This is a genomic window from Streptomyces sp. NPDC027185 (genome assembly GCF_055567035.1).
Window position 1 is genome coordinate 199053 of the sequence record NZ_JBVHRF010000006.1, and the last position, 22102, is coordinate 221154.

21 protein-coding genes are annotated in these 22102 nt (G+C 74.4%); 14 read left to right on the forward strand and 7 right to left on the reverse strand.

Annotated elements, in window-relative coordinates; translation table 11 throughout:
* Positions 1-209 precede the first annotated feature (209 nt).
* A complete protein-coding gene (locus ACZ4M8_RS20850) occupies positions 210-1532 on the reverse strand; it encodes an amidohydrolase (protein WP_467609447.1) in 1323 nt (440 codons plus the stop codon).
* Between the two features lie 177 nt (positions 1533-1709).
* Here ACZ4M8_RS20850 and ACZ4M8_RS20855 point away from each other — a divergent pair, with 177 nt between their 5' ends.
* The 4 genes from ACZ4M8_RS20855 (at position 1710) to ACZ4M8_RS20870 (ending at position 7242) form a co-directional block, all read left to right on the forward strand.
* Positions 1710-2741, forward strand: coding sequence for a methyltransferase (locus tag ACZ4M8_RS20855; RefSeq protein WP_467609996.1), 1032 nt, complete (start codon positions 1710-1712; stop codon positions 2739-2741).
* Between the two features lie 379 nt (positions 2742-3120).
* A complete protein-coding gene (locus tag ACZ4M8_RS20860) occupies positions 3121-4278 on the forward strand; it encodes a low temperature requirement protein A (protein ID WP_467609449.1) in 1158 nt (385 codons plus the stop codon).
* A gap of 728 nt (positions 4279-5006) precedes the next feature.
* On the forward strand, positions 5007-5813 hold the full coding sequence (locus ACZ4M8_RS20865; protein ID WP_467609451.1) for a L,D-transpeptidase family protein: 807 nt from the start codon (positions 5007-5009) through the stop codon (positions 5811-5813).
* Positions 5814-6075: 262 nt separating this feature from the next.
* Complete coding sequence (locus ACZ4M8_RS20870) at positions 6076-7242, forward strand: P1 family peptidase (RefSeq protein ID WP_467609453.1); 1167 nt, start codon at positions 6076-6078, stop codon at positions 7240-7242.
* Between the two features lie 349 nt (positions 7243-7591).
* Here ACZ4M8_RS20870 and ACZ4M8_RS20875 read toward each other — a convergent pair whose 3' ends face one another.
* The gene (locus tag ACZ4M8_RS20875) at positions 7592-8308 is read right to left on the reverse strand and encodes a VIT1/CCC1 transporter family protein (protein WP_467609455.1); all 717 of its coding nucleotides are present in this window, start codon (positions 8306-8308) and stop codon (positions 7592-7594) included.
* An 83-nt stretch (positions 8309-8391) separates the two neighbouring features.
* Here ACZ4M8_RS20875 and ACZ4M8_RS20880 point away from each other — a divergent pair, with 83 nt between their 5' ends.
* Complete coding sequence (locus tag ACZ4M8_RS20880) at positions 8392-8994, forward strand: YIP1 family protein (protein ID WP_467609457.1); 603 nt, start codon at positions 8392-8394, stop codon at positions 8992-8994.
* A 24-nt stretch (positions 8995-9018) separates the two neighbouring features.
* Here ACZ4M8_RS20880 and ACZ4M8_RS20885 read toward each other — a convergent pair whose 3' ends face one another.
* Positions 9019-9324 carry a hypothetical protein gene (locus tag ACZ4M8_RS20885; RefSeq protein WP_467609459.1) on the reverse strand — a complete coding sequence of 102 codons (306 nt, stop codon included), beginning with the start codon at positions 9322-9324 and terminating at the stop codon, positions 9019-9021.
* A 288-nt stretch (positions 9325-9612) separates the two neighbouring features.
* On the opposite strand from ACZ4M8_RS20885, the gene ACZ4M8_RS20890 reads away from it, so the two are divergent.
* Both ACZ4M8_RS20890 and ACZ4M8_RS20895 read left to right on the forward strand, forming a co-directional pair.
* Entirely contained in the window at positions 9613-10827 is a 1215-nt protein-coding gene (locus ACZ4M8_RS20890) for a CaiB/BaiF CoA transferase family protein (protein ID WP_467609461.1), read from the forward strand.
* A gap of 82 nt (positions 10828-10909) precedes the next feature.
* Positions 10910-12238 (forward strand): L,D-transpeptidase, encoded by a 1329-nt coding sequence (locus ACZ4M8_RS20895; protein ID WP_467609463.1) that lies wholly within the window; start codon positions 10910-10912, stop codon positions 12236-12238.
* Between the two features lie 190 nt (positions 12239-12428).
* On the opposite strand, the gene ACZ4M8_RS20900 is transcribed toward ACZ4M8_RS20895, so the two are convergent.
* Positions 12429-13430, reverse strand: a complete 1002-nt coding sequence (locus ACZ4M8_RS20900; protein ID WP_467609465.1) for a sigma-70 family RNA polymerase sigma factor — start codon at positions 13428-13430, stop codon at positions 12429-12431.
* A gap of 564 nt (positions 13431-13994) precedes the next feature.
* Here ACZ4M8_RS20900 and ACZ4M8_RS20905 point away from each other — a divergent pair.
* On the forward strand, positions 13995-14525 hold the full coding sequence (locus ACZ4M8_RS20905; protein ID WP_467609467.1) for a hypothetical protein: 531 nt from the start codon (positions 13995-13997) through the stop codon (positions 14523-14525).
* A gap of 230 nt (positions 14526-14755) precedes the next feature.
* Here ACZ4M8_RS20905 and ACZ4M8_RS20910 read toward each other — a convergent pair whose 3' ends face one another.
* Positions 14756-15205: a pyridoxamine 5'-phosphate oxidase family protein gene (locus tag ACZ4M8_RS20910; protein WP_467609469.1), complete on the reverse strand. Its 450-nt coding sequence runs from the start codon at positions 15203-15205 to the stop codon at positions 14756-14758.
* Positions 15206-15830: 625 nt separating this feature from the next.
* Between ACZ4M8_RS20910 and ACZ4M8_RS20915 the strand changes: the two genes are divergently transcribed.
* A complete protein-coding gene (locus ACZ4M8_RS20915) occupies positions 15831-16880 on the forward strand; it encodes a questin oxidase family protein (RefSeq protein ID WP_467609471.1) in 1050 nt (349 codons plus the stop codon).
* A 127-nt stretch (positions 16881-17007) separates the two neighbouring features.
* Here the strand turns inward: ACZ4M8_RS20915 and ACZ4M8_RS20920 are convergent, their stop codons facing one another.
* Positions 17008-17790, reverse strand: coding sequence for a dioxygenase family protein (locus ACZ4M8_RS20920; protein WP_467609473.1), 783 nt, complete (start codon positions 17788-17790; stop codon positions 17008-17010).
* Between the two features lie 147 nt (positions 17791-17937).
* Between ACZ4M8_RS20920 and ACZ4M8_RS20925 the strand changes: the two genes are divergently transcribed.
* From ACZ4M8_RS20925 to ACZ4M8_RS20935, 3 genes are all read left to right on the forward strand, one after another.
* Entirely contained in the window at positions 17938-18435 is a 498-nt protein-coding gene (locus ACZ4M8_RS20925) for a MarR family winged helix-turn-helix transcriptional regulator (protein ID WP_467609475.1), read from the forward strand.
* A gap of 105 nt (positions 18436-18540) precedes the next feature.
* Complete coding sequence (locus ACZ4M8_RS20930; protein WP_467609477.1) at positions 18541-19284, forward strand: rhomboid-like protein; 744 nt, start codon at positions 18541-18543, stop codon at positions 19282-19284.
* Positions 19285-19396: 112 nt separating this feature from the next.
* Complete coding sequence (locus ACZ4M8_RS20935) at positions 19397-20704, forward strand: M6 family metalloprotease domain-containing protein (RefSeq protein ID WP_467609479.1); 1308 nt, start codon at positions 19397-19399, stop codon at positions 20702-20704.
* A 28-nt stretch (positions 20705-20732) separates the two neighbouring features.
* On the opposite strand, the gene ACZ4M8_RS20940 is transcribed toward ACZ4M8_RS20935, so the two are convergent.
* Positions 20733-21392: a TetR family transcriptional regulator gene (locus tag ACZ4M8_RS20940; RefSeq protein ID WP_467609481.1), complete on the reverse strand. Its 660-nt coding sequence runs from the start codon at positions 21390-21392 to the stop codon at positions 20733-20735.
* Between the two features lie 102 nt (positions 21393-21494).
* Here ACZ4M8_RS20940 and ACZ4M8_RS20945 point away from each other — a divergent pair, with 102 nt between their 5' ends.
* Together ACZ4M8_RS20945 and ACZ4M8_RS20950 are read left to right on the forward strand one after the other, a co-directional pair.
* A complete protein-coding gene (locus ACZ4M8_RS20945) occupies positions 21495-21659 on the forward strand; it encodes a hypothetical protein (RefSeq protein ID WP_467609482.1) in 165 nt (54 codons plus the stop codon).
* Positions 21656-21991 carry a DUF4190 domain-containing protein gene (locus ACZ4M8_RS20950; RefSeq protein ID WP_467609483.1) on the forward strand — a complete coding sequence of 112 codons (336 nt, stop codon included), beginning with the start codon at positions 21656-21658 and terminating at the stop codon, positions 21989-21991. Before ACZ4M8_RS20945 ends, ACZ4M8_RS20950 begins: the two co-directional genes overlap by 4 nt.
* The last annotated feature ends 111 nt before the right edge of the window (positions 21992-22102 follow it).

Genomic DNA, 22102 nt, shown 5'->3' on the forward strand with positions numbered 1-22102 from the left:
CGGAACGGGCGACGGCCGGCCCCGGGGAAGGGGCGGCCCCGGTCCCCCTCGCCACGCGCCCGGACCACCGCCCGGCACCGGCTCCGGGACACGCGCCCGCACCGCCTCCCGGCACCGCCCGGAGCCGCGTCACTCGGGCGGCGCGGTGTGCCCCGGCGCCCGCGCGGCGGCCCGGACTGCGTCAGGACCTACGTACCGGGCGGCCTCCGCTACGCCGCTTCGAGCCTGCTCAGAGCCGCTGTCGTGAGGGCCTGGACGCCCATGGTCAGGGTCGGGCGGGGGACGGGCGCGAAGCGCGCCGAGTGGTTGGAGGGGATGTCCTGCGCCAGCCGCCCGGCGGCGAACGCCGTGTGGAACGCCTCCGGATCCCAGCCGCCCAGCCACCAGTAGTAGAGCGGCGCCCCGGCGGCCGTGGCCAGCAGTCCCGCGTCCTCGCTGCCCGACGCCGGGTCGTACGCGAACAGCCGCTGTTCGCCGAAGAGCCCGGTGAGGGCCGAGTTGACCTGCCGCAGTGTGCGTGCGTCGTTGAAGGTCACCGGGAAGGCGTCCAGGACCGCGGTCTCCGGCGGCCGCTTCGCCCCCGACGCCTCCGCCTCCGCCCGCGCGATCCGGTCGATGGCGTCCAGCACCCGGGACCGTACGGCCTCGTCGAAGGTGCGGACACTGAGCTTGACCTGGGCGCGGTCGGGGATGACGTTGGCGCTGTCACCGGCCCGGAACGAGCCGACGGTGACCACCGCCCGTTCGCCGGGCGCCACCTCGCGCGCCACCACGGACTGCACCCGCTGGACGAACGACGCCGCCATCACGATCGGGTCGATGGTGGTCTCCGGCCGGGAGCCGTGGCCGCCGGTGCCGTGGAAGGTGATCTCCAGGCTGTCGGCCGCGGCCATGCACGCCCCGGGGCAGTACGCGATCAGCCCCGCGCCGAAGGGGGCCACGTGCTGGGCCAGCACCACGTCCGGCGTCGGCACGATCCCCTCGGTGTAGAGCCCGGCGTCCAGCATCGCGCGGGCGCCGCCGCCGTTCTCCTCGGCGGGCTGGAAGAGCACGACCAGTGTCCCCGACCAGCGCGACCGCCCCGCCGCCAGCAGGTCGGCGGCGCCCAGCAGACAGCTGACGTGCACATCGTGCCCGCAGGCGTGCATGACCCCGGGCACGGTCGACGCGTACGGCAGACCCGTCTCCTCGGCGACCGGCAGCGCGTCCATATCGGCGCGGAGCAGGACCACCGGACCCGACCCGTTGCGCAGCACCCCGGTGACACCGGTCCCGGCTATGCCGGTGGTGACGTCGTATCCCCAGGACGTCAGGCGCCGGGCGGCCTCGGCAGCCGTGCGGGTCTCCTGGAAGGAGAGTTCGGGGTGGCGGTGCAGGTCCTCGTAGAGCGCCACCAGATCGTCCAGGCGGGCGTCGAGCGGTGCGAGTACGGCGTCCCGGTCCGCGGCGTCCGCGCCGGCAGGCTCCCTCCCGCCTTCGCTTCCGGCGGTGGCAGCGGTCCTGTTCTCACGATCGTCATCACGGTGGCCCATACACGCATTCGACCACGGGTCAGCTGTCCAGGCATCCCTACCGGCCACCTCCGTACGGCGCGAACCCGGCGCCCGGCTGGCCGGACTTCGCGGGTGCGGCCCGGCGCTCTGGTGACACGCGGGCCGGACGCTGCCACCGTGGACCAGCACCTTCACGTCGATGACCGGAGGCGGACGTTGGCCACTTCATCCCCCCGACCGACCGGCGAGCCCACCGATCTCGTCACGCACCTGACGGACCAGGCGCTGGGGCACCTCTTTTCGGCCGCGCTGCGCACCGCGGCCCACTACCGCCTCGCCGACCACCTGGCCCGCGGCCCCCGCACCCCCGAGCAGCTGGCGGAGGTCACCGGTACACACGCCCCGCATCTGCGCCGGGTGCTGCGCCTTCTCGCCAGCCGCGGCATCTTCCACGAGGACGCCTCCGGCACCTACCAACTCACGCCCGCCGCCCGTCTGCTGCGTACCGACGTCCCCGATTCGCTGCACACCGCGGTGCTGATGCTGACGGACTCGCTGTTCCTGCAGACATCGGCGCAGCTGGAGGAGACCGTCCGGGACGGCGCCGCGCCCTTCGAGCGGCTCTTCGGGCAGCCCCTCTTCACCTACCTCCAGGGCGACGAGCGGGCCCGCACCCTCCTGGACGACGGGATGACCTCCCTGACGTCCGCGGCGGACGAGGCGATCGCGGCGGCCTACCCCTTCCCGGAGACCGGCACCGTCGTCGATGTCGGCGGCGGGCGGGGCGGACTGCTCCGCGCGGTCCTGCGCCGCCGCCCGGCACTGACCGGCATCCTCGTCGACCAGGCACCGCCCCTCGCCCGGCATCTGCTGGACGACGACGAGCTGAAGGGCCGCTGGCGCACCGAGGAGGCCGACTTCTTCACGGCGGTCCCGGACGGCGGCGACGTCTACGTCCTCAAGCATGTGCTGCACGACTGGCCCGACGAGCGGTGCCGGGACATCCTGCGGACCTGCCGCGCCGCGATGGCGCCCGGCAGCCGGATATTGATCGTCGAGTCGGTGCTGCCACCGGGCAACGCCCCGCACTTCGGCAAGACGATGGACGTCGCGATGATGGCGGTCGTCGACGGGCGGGAGCGCGATTCGGAGGAGTTCGCGGCGCTGCTGTCGTCCGGCGGCTTCCGGCTCACCCGCGTCCTGCCGACCGGCGCGCCCCCGTCCGTGGTGGAGGCGGTCGCCGAATGACCTGACGGGCGGGCGGCCCGTACGCCGGGTCCGGGCGGCGCCCTCGCCCGCGGCCCGGGGCCGGCCGGGGCCCCGCGCGTCCGGCCGGGGCACGCCCACCGTGCGACGGCCGCTCACTGCGCGTCCCGGGTACGAAGCGGGGCGGCCCGGCGGCGCGCGACCGGCTCCGGGCGCCCCGGCCGCATCCACCCGGCGGCGCCCCATCACGGCCGGCGGGCGCCCGGACGCCCGGTCCCGCGGCCGGACATCCGGCGCCCCGCGCCGGCCACAGCCCCTCGCGAGGCGGCGGCTCCCCCGGGAGGCAAGGGTGCGCGCGTACCGTCGTGGCCTACGTGATCACGCCGAGAGGGATCACCGGTCGCCCAGGAGGAACGCCGCCGTGCCGGTCCGTATGCGAGCCCGCCGTACCGATGAGGCCCACCGCGCCTCCACCCCGCTGGAGCTCTTCTTCGATCTGTGTTTCGTCGTGGGCATCGCCCAGGCTGGGCGCCAGCTCGTACACGCCCTCGCCGAGGGGCATGCCGGCCACGGGATCAGCGGCTACCTCATGCTCTTCTTCGCCATCTGGTGGGCGTGGATGAACTTCAGCTGGTTCGCCTCCGCCTACGACACCGATGACACGCTCTACCGGGTCACGACGCTGGTGCAGATCGCCGGTGTGCTCATCCTGGCCGCCGGTGTGCCGCGGGCCTTCGAGCAGAGTCAGTTCGCGGTCGTCTGGTTCGGCTATCTGGTGATGCGGCTGGCGATGGTCGCCCAGTGGCTGCGCGCCGCGCACGGTTGCGAGGGCGAGGAGCGCCGCACCGCGCTGCGCTACGCGGGCGGGGTGACCCTGTGCCAGGTCGGCTGGCTCGGTCTGCTGTTCCTGCCGGAACACGGCCGCCCGTGGGTGTTCCTGGTGATGGCGGTGGCGGAGATGTGCGTACCGGCGTTCGCGGAGCGGCGCCGGGCGACGGCGTGGCATCCGCACCACATCGCGGAGCGGTACGGACTGTTCACCATCATCGTGCTGGGCGAGACGATCTCGGCGGCGACCGTCGCGGTGCAGTCCGCGCTGGACGAGCACGACGAGCTGGGGGCGCTGCTGCCGATCGCCGGCGGCGGTCTGCTGCTGGTCTTCGCCGCGTACTGGATCTACTTCGCCGTCCCCATCCATCTGCATCTGCGCTCCAGCCGTCAGGCGTTCGTCTGGGGCTATGGCCATTACGTCGTCTTCGGCTCGGCGGCGGCGATCGGCGCGGGGATCGAGGTCGCGGTGGAGCAGTCGGTCGGCGCCTCGCACCTGTCGGTCCTGGCCGCGTCCGCCTGTGTGACGGTGCCGGCCGCGCTGTTCCTGTTCAGCGTCTGGCTGCTGCACTCACGCCATCAAAAGCGCGGCTGGGCCCAGCAGCTGGTGCTGCCGCTCGCCGCGGTCGCCGTGCTGGGCTGCACCTTCGCCGGGACGTACGCGGTGCTCGCGTCCGGGCTGGTGTGTGCGGCGGCGGTCACCGCCGGTGTGACCCTGACGTCCCGCCAGGGTGCGGCGCTGAGCGCGTGAGCCGCGGCCGGCGCTCCCGCCCCGGCACGCCGCCGGGCCCCGGCGGACCGGCACCGCACGTCCGCCCCGAAGGCCCGGTCCCGGCAAGTCCCACGCGGCTCCCGCCGGGAACCGGCTCCCGCGCCCTCGCGCCCGTCCCGCCGGCGTCCGTGCGCCCCCGCTCCTCCGCCACCCCGGTGAACAGAGCGCGCGCCCCGGCCCGACCGGCGGAATTACGGCGTCCGATTTCGGGAATCGGAGCGGTTCCCCCGGACGCGTGAGCGGCGGCCGCCCCCGGCGTACGGCGTCGCCGGGCCGCTCGCGCACCGTTCCGCGGGGCGCTCCAGCGGACCGCTCCCCCCTCCGGCGTACGCCGTGACCTGGGCCTCCTCGGCATTGGAGGACAACTCATGGACAGGTAGGGGATTTTGCGGTGAATTTTCAGCCATGTTCCGGGGCTTCGGACGGGCCGTCACCGGCGCCCCGTACAGGAGCCCGAACCGCGCCACACCTGCCCCTTTCGGGCGTACATTCCGGGCGTTCGGACCCTGCGGACCGAGCGGCGGGACCCGGGCCGGGGCGGCGGCACGACCTGCTCGCGGTAGGGTGCATATTGCCCTTTTTATACCTACGGGCCGTGCGCCCGCCGGCATCTGACCGGCCGTACCGCCCGCAGGAGACCGAACCGCACCACCCGACCGCCGTACCCGATCGTCCGTATCTGATCCGTATCTGAGGAGACGCCAGCCATGGCCGCCCGCCACGCTCAGCCCCGCGCGCGCAGAAGTATGTCCCGCCGCGGGAAGGCCGTGAGCGGTCTCGCGCTGACCACGTTGATGGGAACCGCCCTGTGGGCCTGGCCCGCATCCGGCGATGACCACGACGCGCAGCAGGAGGCCAAGAACGGCACCCCCGCGTCGGTGTCCGGTCCGGAGAAACCGTCCGGTGCCAAGACCGTCGCGAAGGCCACCCGTACCATCCCGGGTCTGAGCGACGCGGAGCGGAAGCGGATACCGGCCGACTCCCGCCAGGTCCTCGTCGTGCGGGGCGAGGACAAGGACTCGTTCGACTCGCAGGTGGTCCTGTACACCCGCGCCAAGGGGTCGGACGACTGGCGTCCCGGTGCGCGGTGGGCGGCCCACAACGCCGCGCACGGCTGGACCGACGACCACCACTACGGCGACCTGCGCTCCCCGGAAGGGGTCTTCACCCTGACCGACGCCGGTGGCCTGCTGCCCGCGCCCAAGGGCACCAAGCTCCCGTACGACCACAACGACAGCTTCGTCGCCAACGGCACCGGCGTGGAGGGCGAGCCCCTGGCGGGCGCGTTCGACTACGTCATCGCCATCAACTACAACCGGGTGGCCGGGACCTCGCCCCTGGACCCGGAGCGCCCGGACGGTGACGAGAAGGGCGGCGGCGTGTGGCTGCACGTCGACCACGACGGCCCCACCCAGGGCTGTGTGAGCCTCAAGCCCGAGGTGATGCGGGAACTGCTGCGGACCCTGGATCCCGCACAGCACCCCGTCATCGTGATGGGTCCGGGCGACAGCTGACGGCCCGCCGGCCGGGCCACGCGCCCGGCCGGCCCGGCCTCGGGGGCCCGTGCCCCAACAGGCCCGCGGGCCGGACCGGCCCGGCCGACGCCGGAGTCCGAGCGCCGGGCCCCCGCCTCCGGCCCGCCCGCGACGCCCCGGGCCGTTCCCGGACGTGGCCGAGCCCGCGCGCCCGGCCGCTCCGCGCCTTCCGCGGGCCGCGTCCGCGCCCCCTCCCGCCCGGCCTCGCCCCGCCCCGCGTGCGCCGTGGTACGCATGGGGCATGGCTGACGCAGCGCACCGCCACGACGCCCTGACCGATGTGACCGGCCTTCGGGTGGGGCACGCCCAGCGCATCGGATCCGGCCATCTGACCGGGACCACCGTCGTCCTCGCGCCCGAGGGCGGCGCAGTCGCCGCGGTCGATGTGCGCGGCGGCGGGCCCGGCACCCGCGAGACCGACGCCCTCGATCCCCGCAATCTCGTCCAGCGCGTCGACGCCGTCGTCCTGACCGGCGGCAGCGCCTTCGGGCTGGACGCCGCGTCCGGTGTCGCCACCTGGCTGGAGGAGCACGGCCGCGGCTTCCGCGTCGGCCCGGACCCCTCGCAGGTGGTACCGGTCGTCCCGGCCGCCGCCCTCTTCGACCTCGGGCGCGGCGGCGACTGGCGGGCCCGGCCGGACGCCGCGCTGGGCCGGGCCGCGGTCCACGCCGCGCACCGCTCCCCCGCCGGCGGCCCCGTCGAACGCGGCAACGTCGGCGCCGGTACGGGCGCGGTGGCCGGCGGGCTCAAGGGCGGCATCGGGACGGCGAGCGTGCTGCTGCCCTCCGGGGTGACCGTCGCCGCGCTCGCCGCCGTCAACGCCGTCGGGTCGCCCGTCGATCCCCGTACCGGTGTGCTCTACGGGCACCTCCTCGGGCCGGACGGGGCGCCCGGTGCGCCGCCCGCGCCGGAGCGGCACGCGGCGGCGGCCCGCGCGCTGGACGCGGCGCGCGAGACATCCCGGCAGCGGGCGGCGGCCGCCGCCCGGCCGCCGCTCAACACCACCCTCGCCGTCGTCGCGACCGACGCCGTGCTCACCCGCGCCCAGGCCCACAAGCTGGCCGGAACCGCCCACGACGGGCTGGCCCGCGCGGTGCGCCCGGTCCATCTGATGTCCGACGGCGACACCGTCTTCGCCCTCTCCACCTGCGCCCGGCCGCTCACTGCGGAGAACGCGGACCCGGCCTTCGCGGTGCACGCCGCAACCGGGGCGCTCAACGACGTGCTCGCCGCCGGCGCCGACGTCCTGACCCGCGCCGTCACCGACGCGCTCCTGACCGCCACCTCCGTCGACGGCCCCGGCGGCCTCTTCCCCTCGTACACCGAGTTGTACGGCAGGACGGACGCGGACACGGACGCGGGCGGGGCCCCGGGCCTCTCGGGCGGGGCGCCCCCGGGGCAGCCGTAAGGCCCACGGCACCGGCCCGGCACACGGCACGGGCCCGGCGTGCGATCGCCGTAGGGCCCGGTGCCGGGCGTGTCCGTCGTCGGCCCGGGTACCGGGCACGCCCCGTGCGGCGGCGGCACGGCGGGAGACCGCGAGCGCGGCGCCGTCCCGGCGGGCCGCAGCCCGCCGCCTCGCCTCCGCCCGGCGGGCACGTCGCTCACCGAGGAGGCCGAGCCCCGGCGGGCCCGGCGGCGCGCACCGGCCGGGACACCACCGGCCCGACGGCGTGCGCCCCACGCGCTCCAGGGCCGGGCGCCCCACGCCCCGGACTGAGCATCACCTACGTACGGAAGCCCGAACGCGTCCCGCCCTACACCCCGCTGGCGCCCAGCGCCGATCCCGCGACGTACGTCACGGCCATGGCGAGGGCGCCGCCCCCGGCGTTCCGGAGGATGGCGCGGGCGGCGGGGGCGCCGCCGAGGCGGGCGCTGGTCCAGCCGCACAGGGCGAGGGCGGCGAGCACGGCGACGACGGTGACCGGGAGCCGCAGACCGTGCGGCGGCAGCACGATCGCGAGCAGCGGGAGCAGCGCGCCGACGGTGAAGGCGAGGAAGCTGGCGCCCGCCGCGTGCCAGGGGTTGGTCAGTTCGTCCGGGTCGATGCCCAGCTCCACCTCGGCGTGGGCGCGCAGCGCGTCGTGCGCGGTCAGCTGCTCGGCCACCTCACGGGCCAGCTTCGCGCTCAGGCCCTTCGCCTTCAGCAGACCGGTCAGTTCGACGAGTTCGGCCTTCGGCTCGGTGGCGAGCTCGCGCCGCTCCTGGACCAGTGCGGCCTTCTCGGCGTCCCGCTGGGTGGAGACGGAGACGTACTCGCCCGCCGCCATCGACATGGAGCCGGCGAGGAGTCCGGCGAGTCCGGCGGTCAGCAAGGTGGCGCGGGACGTGGTGGCTCCGGCGACGCCGACCACCAGGCCCGCGGTGGAGACCACGCCGTCGTTGGCGCCGAGCACCGCGGCGCGCAGCCAGTTGAGCCGCCCGCCCAACCCGCCGCCGTGCGCCTCTCCGTGATCGGGCGTCTGTTCGCTCATGCCCGCAGGGTCTCATCCGGGGCCGCGCGCCCGGCGCCGACGCCACCGCAACGCGACAAAACGGCCGATGGTAGAACGGCTGTATGTCCGCTCCGCCGCCCCCCACGCCCACGCTCGTCCAGCCGCCCCGCCCCGCGCCCGAGCGGCGGCGGCTGTGGTGGCACCGGCTGTTCCTCGGCCTGTGGTACCGGCCGGTGGAGATCCTGGACGAGGCGCGGGACCGCTCCGCATGGAGCGCGGCGGTGGTGCTGTGCCTGGTCAGCGGCGTGGTCGGGGTGTTGTCGGCGGACGCGTTCGACGGGCAGTGGACGTCCGACCCGAGTGCGGCGCTGAAGCTGATGGGGCTGGCCGTCGGATGCGTCCTGGCCGCCAGCTTCGCGCTGGGCGCCGCCACCCACGCCATCGCGCGCACGCTCGGCGGCAACGGCCGCTTCGCGCCGACCGCGAGCCTGTTCATCGTGCTGTTCTGGGTGACCGACCTGCCGCGGTTGCTGCTGGCGACGTGGCTGCCCCCGCAGGCCACCTTCGTCCAGGCGCTGACGTGGACGACCTGGGGCTTCGGGTACGTCCTGGCGGTGCTGCTGATCCGCGGTCAGCACCACCTGCCGACGCACAAGGCGGCGGCCGCGATATCGGTGCAGATGCTGGCGGCGCTGGCGCTGCTCAAACTCGGACCCGCGCAGTGACCCCCGCACAGTGATCCACAGGGCTCAGCGGCGGCGCGTCAACTGCCGTACGAGCAGGGCGAACGCCTCGCGTTCGGCGGCGGTCAGCTCCACGCACTCGGCGGGCGGGCCGGCCGGCCCCGTCTGCCGCGGCACCCGGTCCAGCAGAGCCCGGCCGTCGCGTCCGGTCGCCGCGCGGTGTTCCTCCCGGCGCAGCAGCCGGAGCAGCCCGGCGACCCACAGAACGCTCGCGACGCCGAGCACGGCGAATCCGATCAGCTGAAGGGTCGAGGCGGAGAGGAGCATGCGGTCCTCCAGGGCGGGGCGGTGTGCGGCGGACGGCGTGGCCACGCGGGCGCGGTGACCACGGTGGACGGGACGAGGCCGTGGCCGGACGCGCACCGGCCGGGCCTCGCGGAACTCTACGGGCACCGGGTGAAGTCCTGTACCCCTCAGGAGAATTACCGGTATTGCAGCACTTCACACCATTATGACGGAAGTGCCTGCCCGCCCCGCCACCACCCCCGCTCCCTCCGGGGCGGCAGAGTACGGCCCCCACGTTGGACGGGGCGGCACCTTCCCGCGCCCCGAGGTGTCACCGACGATGGCGGCAGCCGCCCGCGAGGTGAGGAGTACGCCGTGCCGCAGCCGCCCCCGCAACCGCAGTCCCCGCAGCCGGACGGGGCGCCCGCCCACGCCCTGGACGGGCTGCTCGTCGCCGACTTCAGCCGGGTGCTGGCAGGTCCGCTGGCCGCGGCGACCCTCGCCGACCTGGGCGCCGACGTCGTGAAGGTGGAGCGGCCCGGCGCCGGTGACGACACCCGGTCCTGGGGCCCGCCGTTCGGCCCGGACGGCACCGCCGCCTACTTCGACGCCGCCAACCGCTCCAAGCGCGGCCTCGCCCTGGACCTCGCCGATCCCGGCGACGCGGCCGCCGCCCGCGAACTGGCCCGCCGCGCCGATGTCCTGATCGAGAACTTCCGGCCCGGCGCCCTCGCCAAGTACGGCCTGGACCCGGCGTCCACCCGGGCCGCCAATCCGCGCCTGGTGCACTGCTCGATCACCGGCTTCGGCTCCGGCGGCGGCGCGCATCTGGCCGGGTACGACTTCGTGGTGCAGGCGGTCGGCGGGCTGATGAGCATCACCGGGGAGAGCGGCGGTCCGCCGCTGAAGGCGGGCGTCGCCCTCGTCGACGTCCTCACCGCGAAGGACGCCACCACCGCGATCCTCGCCGCGCTGCACCACCGCGGGCGCACCGGGCGGGGCCAGCTGGTGGAGGTCAACCTGCTGTCGTCACTGCTGGGCTCGCTCGTCAACCAGGCGTCCGGGCACCTGGCGACGGGCAGCGATCCGGGCCCGATGGGCAACCGGCACCCGAGCATCGCCCCGTACGAGACGCTGGCCTGCCGGGGCGGGCTGCTGGCCGTGGCGGTGGGCAACGACCGGCAGTTCCGGGCGCTGGTCCATACCCTGGGCGCGCCCGCGCTCGCCGACGATGTGCGTTTCCGTCGCAATCAAGACCGTGTACAAAACCGTACAGAACTGGCTGAACTGCTGGAGAAGTTGCTTTCTTCGGATACGCCGCAAGCATGGACGGAACGGCTCACCGCAGCCTCGGTGCCCTGCGGCCCCGTCAACACCCTCTCGGAAGCCCTGGAGTTCGCCGAGCGGCTGGGGCTGGCGCCTGTGACCGCGGTGGGAGAGGGGAGAATTCCCCAGATCAGCAGCGCACTCCGGCTCTCCGAGACACCCGTCACAACCCCCGCACCCCCTCCGCGTCTGGACGAACACGGCACACCGCTGCGAACCTGGCTGTCGGGCCCTCCCGACCACCCCCTTCCGCCATGCGTGTGACCTTGCCCACAAGTTCAGGCCATCCGCAACCAATTCCCGCCGTACGTGCTGTTTACCAGCACGGATCACACAACACCCTTGTATGGAGCAGCTCGTGACATCGCCGGACAACTCCACCACCGCTCGGTCCCGCACCTCGCACCAGCTGCTCCAGCCGCCCGAGCAGGACGGTGCCGCGGCGCCGCGCCGGGGCCGCCGGACGCGCCGCACCCTCGCGCTGACGGCGCTGCTCGCCGCCGGCGCGCTGACGCTGTCGGCGTGCGGCGGCAGCGCCGAGGCCGGTTCGGGCGACGGCAAGAACGGCCAGGCGGGCGCGGACGCCGCCGCCGCGAAGGACGCCTCGGACGCCAAGATCACGGTCTCGTCGAAGGACGGCGCGACGGACGCCAGCATCAACGCCACCGGCGTGAAGGTCACCGGCGGCAAGCTGACCGATGTGAAGCTGACGGTCGCCGACAGCGGCGCGGCCGTCGAAGGCGCCATATCGGACGACGGCACCTCCTGGAAGCCCAGCGTCCAGCTGGAGCGGGGCACCAAGTACAAGCTGGTGGCGAACGCCAAGGACGCCAAGGGCCGCTCCGCCACCGAGAACGCCACCTTCAGCACCGTCTCGTCGGACCACAGCTTCATCGGCAACTACACGCCGGACGACGGCAAGACCGTCGGCGTCGGCATGCCGGTCTCATTCAACTTCGACAAGGCCATCACCAACAAGAAGGACGTCCAGTCCCACATCACGGTGACGTCCAGCAGCGGCCAGGAGGTCGTCGGCCACTGGTTCGGCGCGCAGCGTCTGGACTTCCGGCCCGAGGAGTACTGGAAGGCCAACTCCAAGGTCACGATGAAGATCGACCTGGACGGCGTGGAGGGCGGCAACGGCATCACCGGTGTGCAGTCCAAGACGGTCACCTTCACCATCGGCCGTTCGCAGGTCTCGACCGTCGACATGAACACCCAGACCATGACGGTCAAGCGGAACGGCTCGGTCCTGAAGTCCGTGCCGATCTCCGGCGGCAGCCCCGACCACCCGACCTACAACGGCCAGATGGTGATCTCGGAGAAGTTCGAGCAGACCCGGATGGACGGCTCGACGGTCGGCTTCGGCGGTGAGTACGACATCAAGGACGTCCCGCACGCCATGCGGCTCTCGTCGTCCGGCACCTTCATCCACGGCAACTACTGGGGTTCGCCGTCCATCTTCGGCCGCTCCGGCACCAGCCACGGCTGCGTCGGTCTGCGCGATGCGAAGGGCGGCGGCGGGGACACCCCCGGCAAGTGGTTCTTCAACCAGTCGCTCATCGGCGACGTGGTGATCGTCAAGAACTCCCACGACAAGACCGTCCAGCCCGACAACGGTCTCAACGGCTGGAACCTCTCCTGGTCCGAGTGGAAGGCGGGCAGCGCGGTCTGACCCCTTCCGCGAGGGGGCTGCTCCCTCTCGCGCCCGTACGGAAACCGGCGGCCGGTCCTCCTCGTGAGGGCCGGCCGCCGGTGTGTGTACGGGGGCGGGGTGGTGGCGCGGGGCGTCAGGCCGGGCGTTCCCCGGGCAGCACGAGCGGGCACGCCCCGCGGGACGGGCGTGCCCGGTGTGCCGGATGTGGTCAGGCCGCCGCGTCGAAGCCGGTGTCGCGGGCCATCCGCTTCAGCTCGACCAGGGCGTGCTTCTCGATCTGGCGGATCCGCTCGCGGGTCAGACCGTGCTGCTTGCCGACCTCGGTCAGGGTGCGCTCGCGGCCGTCCTCGATGCCGTAGCGCGCCTTGATGATCGAGGCGGTGCGGTGGTCGAGGCGGTCGATCAGGTCCTCCAGCTCCTCGCTGCGCAGCAGGGAGAGGACGGACTGCTCGGGCGAGGCGGCGGAGGTGTCCTCCAGCAGGTCACCGAATTGCGTGTCGCCGTCGTCGTCCACCGACATGTTGAGGCTGACCGGGTCGCGGGCCCAGTCGAGGACGTCGGTGACGCGGGCGGGCGTGGAGCCCAGCTCCGCGGCGACCTCGGCGGGCTCCGGGTCGCGGCCGTTCTCGCGGTTGAACTCGCGCTGGACGCGGCGGATGCGGCCCAGCTCCTCGACGAGGTGGACGGGCAGCCGGATGGTGCGCGACTGATCGGCGATGGAGCGGGTGATGGCCTGGCGGATCCACCACGTCGCGTACGTGGAGAACTTGAAGCCCTTGGCGTAGTCGAACTTCTCCACCGCGCGCACCAGACCGGCGTTGCCCTCCTGGATCAGGTCCAGGAGCGGCAGACCGGCGCGCGGGTAGCGGCGGGCCACGGCGACGACCAGGCGGAGGTTGGAGCGGATGAAGACGTCCTTCGCCCGCTCACCCTCCGCCACCAGCGCTTCCAGCTCCGCACGGCTCGCGTCCGCGGCGTTGCCGTCGGTCACGGTCTCGTCGAGGATCTTCTGCGCGTAGACGCCCGCCTCGATGGTCTGGGACAGCTCGACCTCCTTGGCGGCGTCGAGCAGGGGCGTGCGCGCTATCTCGTCGAGGTACATGCCGACCAGGTCGCGGTCGGCGATCTCCCCGCCTACGGCGCGAACACTGCTGGCCCTGTCAGCACCGTTGCTGGTGGTCTGACGGCGGGCGACGGCACGGGTTGCCATGCGTGAGCTCCCTTTGCGATGAGTCGGTGATGAGTCGTTCGCGGGACGGTGGACGCGGAAGAGCGGGGTGACCGGACTGCCCCGTCCGAAGGAAACAACGGCTGGAAACCGGACAGAATTCCCAAGCTGCCCGTCTATTTTTCTGATCATGCAGTACCCTGCGGCCCGGCCACGGGCGCCCAGATGCCACCGGGAGGGAAGAACCCCAGGTCAGGCGCGGTCCGTGGCCCTGCCCGGGGCTGCTGTGACTCGTGGGCAATTCCTTCGCCCGGGGGACGTACGTCACCTCGATGGCGTGTCCCTCACGGTGCCGCCCGGGGCGCCGCGGCTTCGGACACCGGCGGGTCCGGGACGTTCCGGCGGGCCCGGCAGCCGGCGCCTTCCCTTCCGAAGACGGCCCGTGCCGTCGCCGGGTTGCGCGGGAGCGCGGGCGACGCCGGGGCCTGGCCCGAGGCGCCGGACGCGGGCGGGCGCGGGCCTGGGCCCCGGGGGCCGCTGATCCAGTTGACGGGGGCAGGGCGCGGGTGTCGCCTGGACAGGAGGGGCAAGCGAGAGGAGCCCGTCATGGAGAACCACGCTCCGCGCCACGACGCGCGGGCCGCCGGTACGCACGGCGCGGTCGAACGGGAACACGGCGCGACCGCCGGCACGGGGCCGGAGTCCGGTGCGGCACACCCCAGGGGTGGCCGCCGGTTGCCGGCCACCGTGGTCTGGCCGGTCATCGCCGCGCTCGGCTTCGGCTGCTACACGATCTGGATCGATCACACCGGGGGCGCGAGCGGTGGCCACGCCGCCCTGCTCGGGCTGATCGCCGCGGTGGTCACCGGTGCCCTGGGCCTGATCCTCGTGCACTTCCAGTCCACGATGATCACCGACACCCGGGCGCTCGCCTACGGCGCGCTGTTCGGGAGCAGCATGGGCTGGCTCTACAACCTCAGCGGCCCGTCCGTCCTGAAGTCGTCGGCCTGGGGCCTGGTGATGGGCGCCGTGATGTTCGTCGTCTCCCTCTACATCTTCCGCTCCCACCGCGTCCGCGAGCCCCACGGCCGCCACCGCCCCCGCCACATGCACCGCACCCCGCACGGGGCGCACTGACGGTCGACCGGTGATGAGGCGAGCACACGCCGAGGCCCCGGCTTCCGGCCGGGGCCTCGGGGTGCGCGGGGCCCGCGTGCCGGGGTACCGCGGCGAAGGGGCGGGGCCCGGGGCCCCCGTCGAAGGGCGGGGCCCGGGGCACGAGCGGCGGAACCCGAGGCCGGGCCGTGGCCCGGAGTGCCTGGCCCCCGCCCCCTGCCCTCCCCTCTGCTCCCCTCCCCTCCCTCCCCCTACCGCCGTACCGTGCGGAGGCCCTCGTCCGGGCGCCAGCTCTGGACGGTCATCGCGGCCTCCTGGACGGAGACCCGGACGATTTCCGTCACGTCGGTGCGGAAGAGGAGGAACGGCTCCGGTGGCCGGACCTCCGCGGCGTAGCGCCTGAGCACCTCCTCGTCGGTGGTCCGGACCGCGCGGCCGGACACCCGGACGTCGCCGTCCGACAGGTCCGTGCCGGGCCCCGGGTTGGCGTGCAGGGCGAACCGGGGGTCGGCGTGGAGGTCGGCGCCCTTGCGGGAGCCCGTCAGCATGCCGAGCCACAGCTCACCGAAGCGGAAGTCCGCCTCCAGGCCGGTCAGCCGCGGGGAGCCGTCCGCGCGGAGCGTGCCCAGTACGTGGTGGCGGTAGCGCCCGAACCGCTCCCGTACGGCGCGGACGAACTCCGGCTCCCGTGCCTCGGCCACCGCCCAGCCGACACCGCGCGGTACGGGTCCGCGCGGCCCGGTCCGTGCCGCGGTATCCGGCCGTGCCGCCGGTGGTGCCTGCCGCCTCGGCGCCCCGGGCACGGCGGCCGGACCCGCCGCCCCCACCGGGCCGGGCCCGGCCCCGCCCGGCCTGTCACTGCCCTGCGTGCTTCCGTCCGGCCCGTTCCGGCCGGGCGTGCTCCCGCTCGTCCCGGTCCCGTCCGGTCCGGCCTCTCCGTACGCGCTTTCCGTCATGCCTCCAAGGTCGCTCCCCAACCCGACATCCGCTGTCCGGATTCCTCCAGGCGTCTGTATGTACGGGCGCGCCCGGCCCCACCGCGCCCGGCGCTCCGGCCCGCGGCGCCGCAGCGTCCGGCCGGCCCGCCTCGTCAACCACGCTGCGTTGCTCCATGACTTCATGGTGACACCGGCCACTGACAACGCACCGGCCCACACGGGCACGCGCCGCCGCCGACCGCGCCTGCGGCCGGGGCCCGTCCCCTCCGCCGCTCGGCCTCGTCCCCGCGGCCTCGTCCCCGCGACCGACGGCGGCCACCCCGTACGGCGCGAGGACCAGGTCCGCAGCCGGTTACCGGGCGGCGGCCGCGCTTCTAGCCTCACGGACATGACGGCACACCACGGCACTTTCGACGAGGCCCTGGAGCGGCTGCACTCCACCGGGCCGGAATTCCACGGCTATCTGAGCAACCACGGGCCCATGGCGGTCGAGGCGCTGGCCCGCCACGGGCAGGGCGGCGGCGTCCACCGCTGGCTCGACGCGTACACCGCGCAGCTGGAGGACGTACCGGGCGCCCGCGAGGCCATCACCGGCGCCAACTGGCGGCAGGCGCTGGGCGATCCGCGGCGGGTCACCGACTGGACCGGCCACTTCGCCCGCGCCGTCGCCGAGCGGCCCTGGCGCGAGGTGCTCGCGCAGTGGTGGCCCCGGCTGCTGCCCGGTATCGCGGGCGCGGCCACCCACCCCGCCATCCGGGTCGGCCATATCGTCCGCACCCTGCTGGCCGAGGAGGAGACGCGGCCGCGGATCGCCGAGCTGGCCCACGCCCTCGGCTACTGGGCGGCCCGGCACACCACGCTGCCGGTGGCCGTGGTGCCCGGCGGCACCACCGCGCCGGACGACGCCCTCGCCGCCCTGCCCCGCGTCGCCGACCAGCGCACGAGCGCGCTCGGCGGCCTCGCCCAGCTGCCGGACACCCCGGGCTGGCGGACGGCGGCCGAGGCGGTCCGGGCGCCGCGCGACCCGGAAGCGGCGCGGGCCCAGCTCACCGCGCTCGTACGAGCGGCCACGCACCGGTACGCCGATCACGGGCACGGCGACGGGGTGATGCTGGTCCACGCGGCGACCGCGCCCAACGCGATCCTGCGCACCCTGCCCGCCCTGCCGCGCGACCTGTGGGCACCGTCGTTCGCCCTGGCCTGGGCCGCGAGCGCCGCGCTGACCTCCGTCTACGGGACGGCGGACGCGCTGCCGCCGCTGCGCACCGGGCCGCTCACCCCCGAGGAGGTCTTCCAGCGCGCCGCCGCCCACGGTGACGCGCACGCGATCAAGCTGACGGACACCGCGCTGGACGTGGCGTCCTGGACACCGGACGGCGACGACCGCGCCCTGACCGCCGCGCTCCGCTCCCTGGAACTGATCGAACCCGGCGTCTGACCTGCGACGGAACACCCGAAGGCCGGGCAGCCGACACACCGGGCGGGCCCGGCCGGCACCGTGCCGGGCGGCCGTACGGGCCCGGCCTTCGGGTGCGCCCGGCGCCCGTACCGTGCCCCGTCGCCCCTCAGCCGAACTGCAGCGACCGCTTCGCCAGGCCCTTCCAGAAGCCGTCGATCACGCTCCGGCCGTCCGTGAGCTGACCGTGCGCGTCCGCGGCGCCGAGTGTGACGAAGAGCGGCGCGAAGTGCTCGGTGCGGGGATGGGCCAACTGCCCGGCGGGGGCCTTGCGGCCGAAGTCGAGGAGGGCGTCGAGGTCGCCGTCCTCCAGGGCGCGCCGCCCCCAGTCGTCGAACTCCGCCGACCAGGACGGCACCCCGGGTCCCTGGTGGCGCAGTGCGGCGAGGTTGTGGGTGAAGAAGCCGCTGCCGACGATCAGCACGCCTTCGTCGCGCAGCGGCGCCAGTTTGCGGCCGAGGGCGAAGAGCGCGCGGGGATCGAGCGTCGGCATGGAGAGCTGGAGGACCGGCACATCGGCCCGCGGGAACATCTCGACGAGCGGGACGTACGCGCCGTGGTCGAGCCCGCGGTCGGGGAGGTCCTGCACCGGCGTCCCGGCCGTCCGCAGGGTGCGGCGGATCCGGTCGGCCAGCTCCGGGGCGCCGGGCGCGGCGTACCGCACGCGGTAGTAGCGCTCCGGGAAGCCCCAGAAGTCGTACACCAGCGGGGCGGTGACCGTCGCGCCGAGGGCGAGCGGGGCCTCCTCCCAGTGGGCGGAGACGATGAGGACGGCGGCGGGGCGCGGCAGGGCGGCGGACCAGGCCGCGAGCTGACCGGGCCAGAGCGCGTCGTCGGCGAGCGGCGGTGCGCCGTGGCTGAGGTAGAGGGCCGGCATCGGCTGTGCGGACATCGCGGCTCCCGGCGGGCGTCGTGGCTACGGACCCGGGAACGCACCCCGGGATCTGCTTGAAGATTCAAGAGATACTGCGAGCCTACGCCCCCCGGAGGGAATTGTTAAACATTCAAGAAGAGTGAGGGCGGTGCGAGAATGGATGGCATGAGCACCGAATCCGCAGCCGAGCCGCGCTGGCTCAGCGACGAGGAGCAATACGCCTGGCAGTCCTACCTCCACGCCACCACGCTGCTGGAGGATCACCTCGATCGCCAGCTGCAACGTGACGCCGGTATGCCGCACGTCTACTACGGCCTGCTCGTCCAGCTCTCCCGCGCCCCGCGGCGCCGGATGCGGATGACCGAACTGGCCCAGAACGCCAAGATCACCCGCTCCCGCCTCTCGCACGCCGTCGCCCGCCTGGAGAAGAACGGCTGGGTGCGGCGCGAGAACTGCCCGTCCGACAAGCGCGGCCAGCTCGCCCACCTCACCGACGAGGGCCTGCACGTCCTGGAGAAGGCGGCCCCCGGGCACGTCGCCGCGGTGCGCGGCGCGATCTTCGACCGCCTCTCCCCCGAGCAGGTCGGCCAACTCGCCGAGATCTGCCGGGTGGTGGCGGACGGCCTCCAGCCCAAGGGTGCCGACCTGCCCTGGCTCCGCTGAGGCGCGGCGGCCCGGCGCCCGGCGGCCCGGCCGCGCGGCCCCCGTCCTCCGGACACCCGGCCGCTCCCCGGGCCGCCCTGCCCGCCTCTTGGTAATTTGTCCGCCATGCGCGCCAGGTCCAAGTTCGCCGCCTGCCGGATATCCCGTCCGACGCGCACGCGGCACCGCGTACGGCCGCCCACCGGGCCCGCCCCGCCTCCCGGCGGCCTCGCCGGGCACCTGTGGACCCATCTGCACCGGGCACCCGGCACCTTCCTCTGGCTGGGCATCCTGCTGGTGACCTCGGCGATCATGCACCGGTTCAGCCCGGAGGTCCTGACGGACTTCCTCCAGCACCGCTCGACCAACATCCACAACCTGCTGCACACGCCCGGCCGGGTCCTCCTCACCAGCGCCCTGTGGCTGGACGGCGGCGGCTGGCCGCTCCACTTCGTGCTCTACAACGTCGTCCACGCCCCCGCCGAACGCTGGCTCGGCACCCGGCGCTGGCTCGCCGTCCTCGCCACCGCGCACATCGGCGCGACGTACCTGAGCGAAGGTCTCCTCGCCGTCGCCATCCGCACCGGCGCCGCCCCGGAATCGGCGGTCAACACCCTCGATGTGGGCGTCAGTTACGCGCTCGCCGGTGTCGTCGCGGTCCTCACCTACCGCCTGACCGGACCCTGGCGGTACGCCTACGCGCTCGGCGTCCTCGCCTTCTACGGGGCGCCGCTGCTGACCGGCCGCGGCTTCACCGATGTCGGCCACTTCGCCGCCGTGCTGATCGGGTTCGCCTGCCGTCCGCTCACCCGCGGCGCCCCGGCGGGCCTTCCGGGCGGCGCCGTGCCGGAGCGCACCCCGGCACCGTGAACGTCCACCGCACGGGTCACTCCACTGCCGCACCGGACGCCGGAATTCCCCGCGCCCGCCGGATGCCGTAATCCGGCGCGCGGGCCGGGGCCGGCCGCCCGAGGGTGGCCGTATGAAGCGGTGCATCTCCGCGGCGTTCGCCGCAGGCGCGTCGGCGGTGGCCGCCGCCGTCGCGCTGTGCGGGCCCCCGGCGCCGCTCTCCATACCCCCGGGGGCGGCCGGCCCCCAGCCCCCCGACATACCCACCGGCCCCGCACCGCCCGGCGGACGCCACGGACCGTGCGCCCTGCGCGGCGTCAGCGACGACGTCGGCGAGACCACCGCCACCCCCGAGGGCTACGCGCGCTCCCGCGGCACCGTGAAAGCCCTCACCCTCTTCATCGACTTCCCGGACGCCCGCGCCACGATCAGCCCGCGCGCCCGGTACGCGGAGTTCTTCCCCGCCGCGTCCGACTACTTCCACCGCAGCTCCTACGGCCGGCTCCGCTACCGCCCCGTGCCGCTGCTGCGCTGGCTGCACATGGCGAAGCCGCTCACCGCGTACGGCATCCAGCGCGGCGCCACCTTCGACGCGGGGTCGGACGGCGGGTACCACGCCCTCGCCCGCGAGATCGTCCGCGCCGTCGACTCCTCCGTCGACTTCCGCGACTACGACCTGATCAACGTCATCGCCGCCCCCAACGCGGGCCCGCCCGCGACCCGTACCGTCCTGTCGGTGACGTTCAGCGGCGGCGATCTGGGGCTACGGACCGACGACGGGGTGCCGTTCCGCAACACGTCGTTCCTCTGGAGCCGGCAGCCGGGACCGAGCGCCTTCCGGGTCGTCAACCACGAGAACGCGCACTCCTTCGGCCTGCCCGACCTGTACTTCACCGACGGCCGGACCGCACCGCCCCCGGTCGGCCACTGGGACCCGATGGACGAGGACTGGGGGCCGAGCAACGACTTCCTCGGCTGGCACAAGTGGAAGCTCGGCTGGCTCACCGCAGGCCAGGTCGACTGTGTCCCGCCGGGCAGCCCGGTGGCCGACCACACACTGACGCCGCTGGCCACCCCGGGCGGTACGAAGATCGCCGTCATCCCGACCTCCGCGCACACCGCCCTCGTCGCCGAGGCGCGCACCCGGGGGCCGCTCGATCCCGCGCTGTGCCGCCCCGGCGTCCTCGTCTACCGCGTCTCGGCGGACGTCCGCTCCGGCGGCGGGCCGCTCCAGGTCATGGACGCGACACCGGGCAGCGGCGGCTGCCACACCGGGGACCGCTACGTCGACGCCGAACTCTCCGACGCCGCCCACCGGCCCGGCAGTACCTTCACCGACCCCGGCAGCGGCACCGCCGTCACCGTCCTCGCCACCGCGCCGGACGGCACCTTCCGCATCCGCGTACGGCCGCCCTCACTGCCGTCACCGCCGGAGCCGTGAGGGCGCCGGGCCTGCGGGGCGCGCCGGGTCAGGCGCCGTCCCCCGGGCCCGCCGCCTCGTCCTTCCAGTGCTGCTGGCCGAGGGCGATCAGCCGCAGTTGCCAGCGGGCGGCCTCGACGACGCGGGCGCGGGCCGCCTCGGGGTCCTGGGCGTCCTCCGTGCCGAGGATGGCCGCGGCGGTCGCCACCAGCCGGTCGACGAAGAGATCCGCCAGCATCCGCAGATCGTGCCCGTCCCAGCCCCGCGCCGTCGGCTGGGCGGCGAGCGCCTCGGCCACCTCGGCGCCGAACCGGTCCAACTGCCCGGCGATGGCCTGCCGTACGGCCCGCACCCCGCCGTGGCGTTCGCGCGCCACGAACCGTACGTGGGCGGGGTGTTCGCGCACGTGCCGGTCGATCACCGCCACCGCGCTCTCGATCTGCGCCTCGATACCCGCCTGCTCGATCAAGACCGTACGCACCATCGCGTGCAGACTGCCGAGCGCCTCCTCCACGAGGACGACGCCCAGTTCGCCCAGGTCGCGGAAGTGCCGGTAGAAGGCGGTCGGGGCGATGCCGACCGTCCGGGTCACCTCGCGCAGCCCCAGGCTGCTCAGGCTCTGCTCCTCCAGCAGCCCCAGGGCGGCGTCGAGCAGGGCCTGACGGGTTTTCTGCTTCCGGGCCTGGCGGACCCCTACGGTGTGACTCACATCATCCAGTAAACAAGCGTTCTCCGAACTTCTCCACCCGGGCAACCCCTACACTGAGGGAAGTGAGTGAACAACTGTCCTCCGAATCGGAAAGGCAGATCGATGCTCTTTCTCGTCGCAGCCCTCCTCCTGATGGGGATCCTGCTGGGCGCCGCGGCACACCTCCCGGTCTCCGTCACCCTCCTCGCCGCCGCCGTCATCGCCGGCTGGCTGCTCGTCTTCTCCGTACGCGAACACCGCAACTCCGCAGGGAGGGCCTCCCGATGACCTCCGCCACGCTCACCGACCGCCCGGAGGACACCGCACCGCACTCCCCGGACACCGCGGACGGCGATCCGGCCGCCGGTCCTGGCCGCGCACGGACCGCCTCCGCCGACGGGATGGCCATCGCGTCCTTCGTCCTCGGACTGCTCGGCACCCTGGTCTTCAACGTCGTCCTGGGGCCGTGCGCCCTCGTCCTCGGCGCCCTCGCCCTGGCCCGCCGCACCCGGCGCCGCGGCCGCGCCGTCCTCGGACTCGTCCTCGGCACCGCCGACCTGATCGTCCTGGCCGCGCTGACCACCGCCGACGCCACCGTCAGCTGGCACCTCGGCGGCTGACCGGCGAGCGGGCAGCCGTACGGGCCGCCCGCCCTGAGCCGTCACGACGCACCGCGCCACCGACCCGCCCCCTCGCCCCGGCCACGCGTACCCCGGCCGGGGCGCCCATCG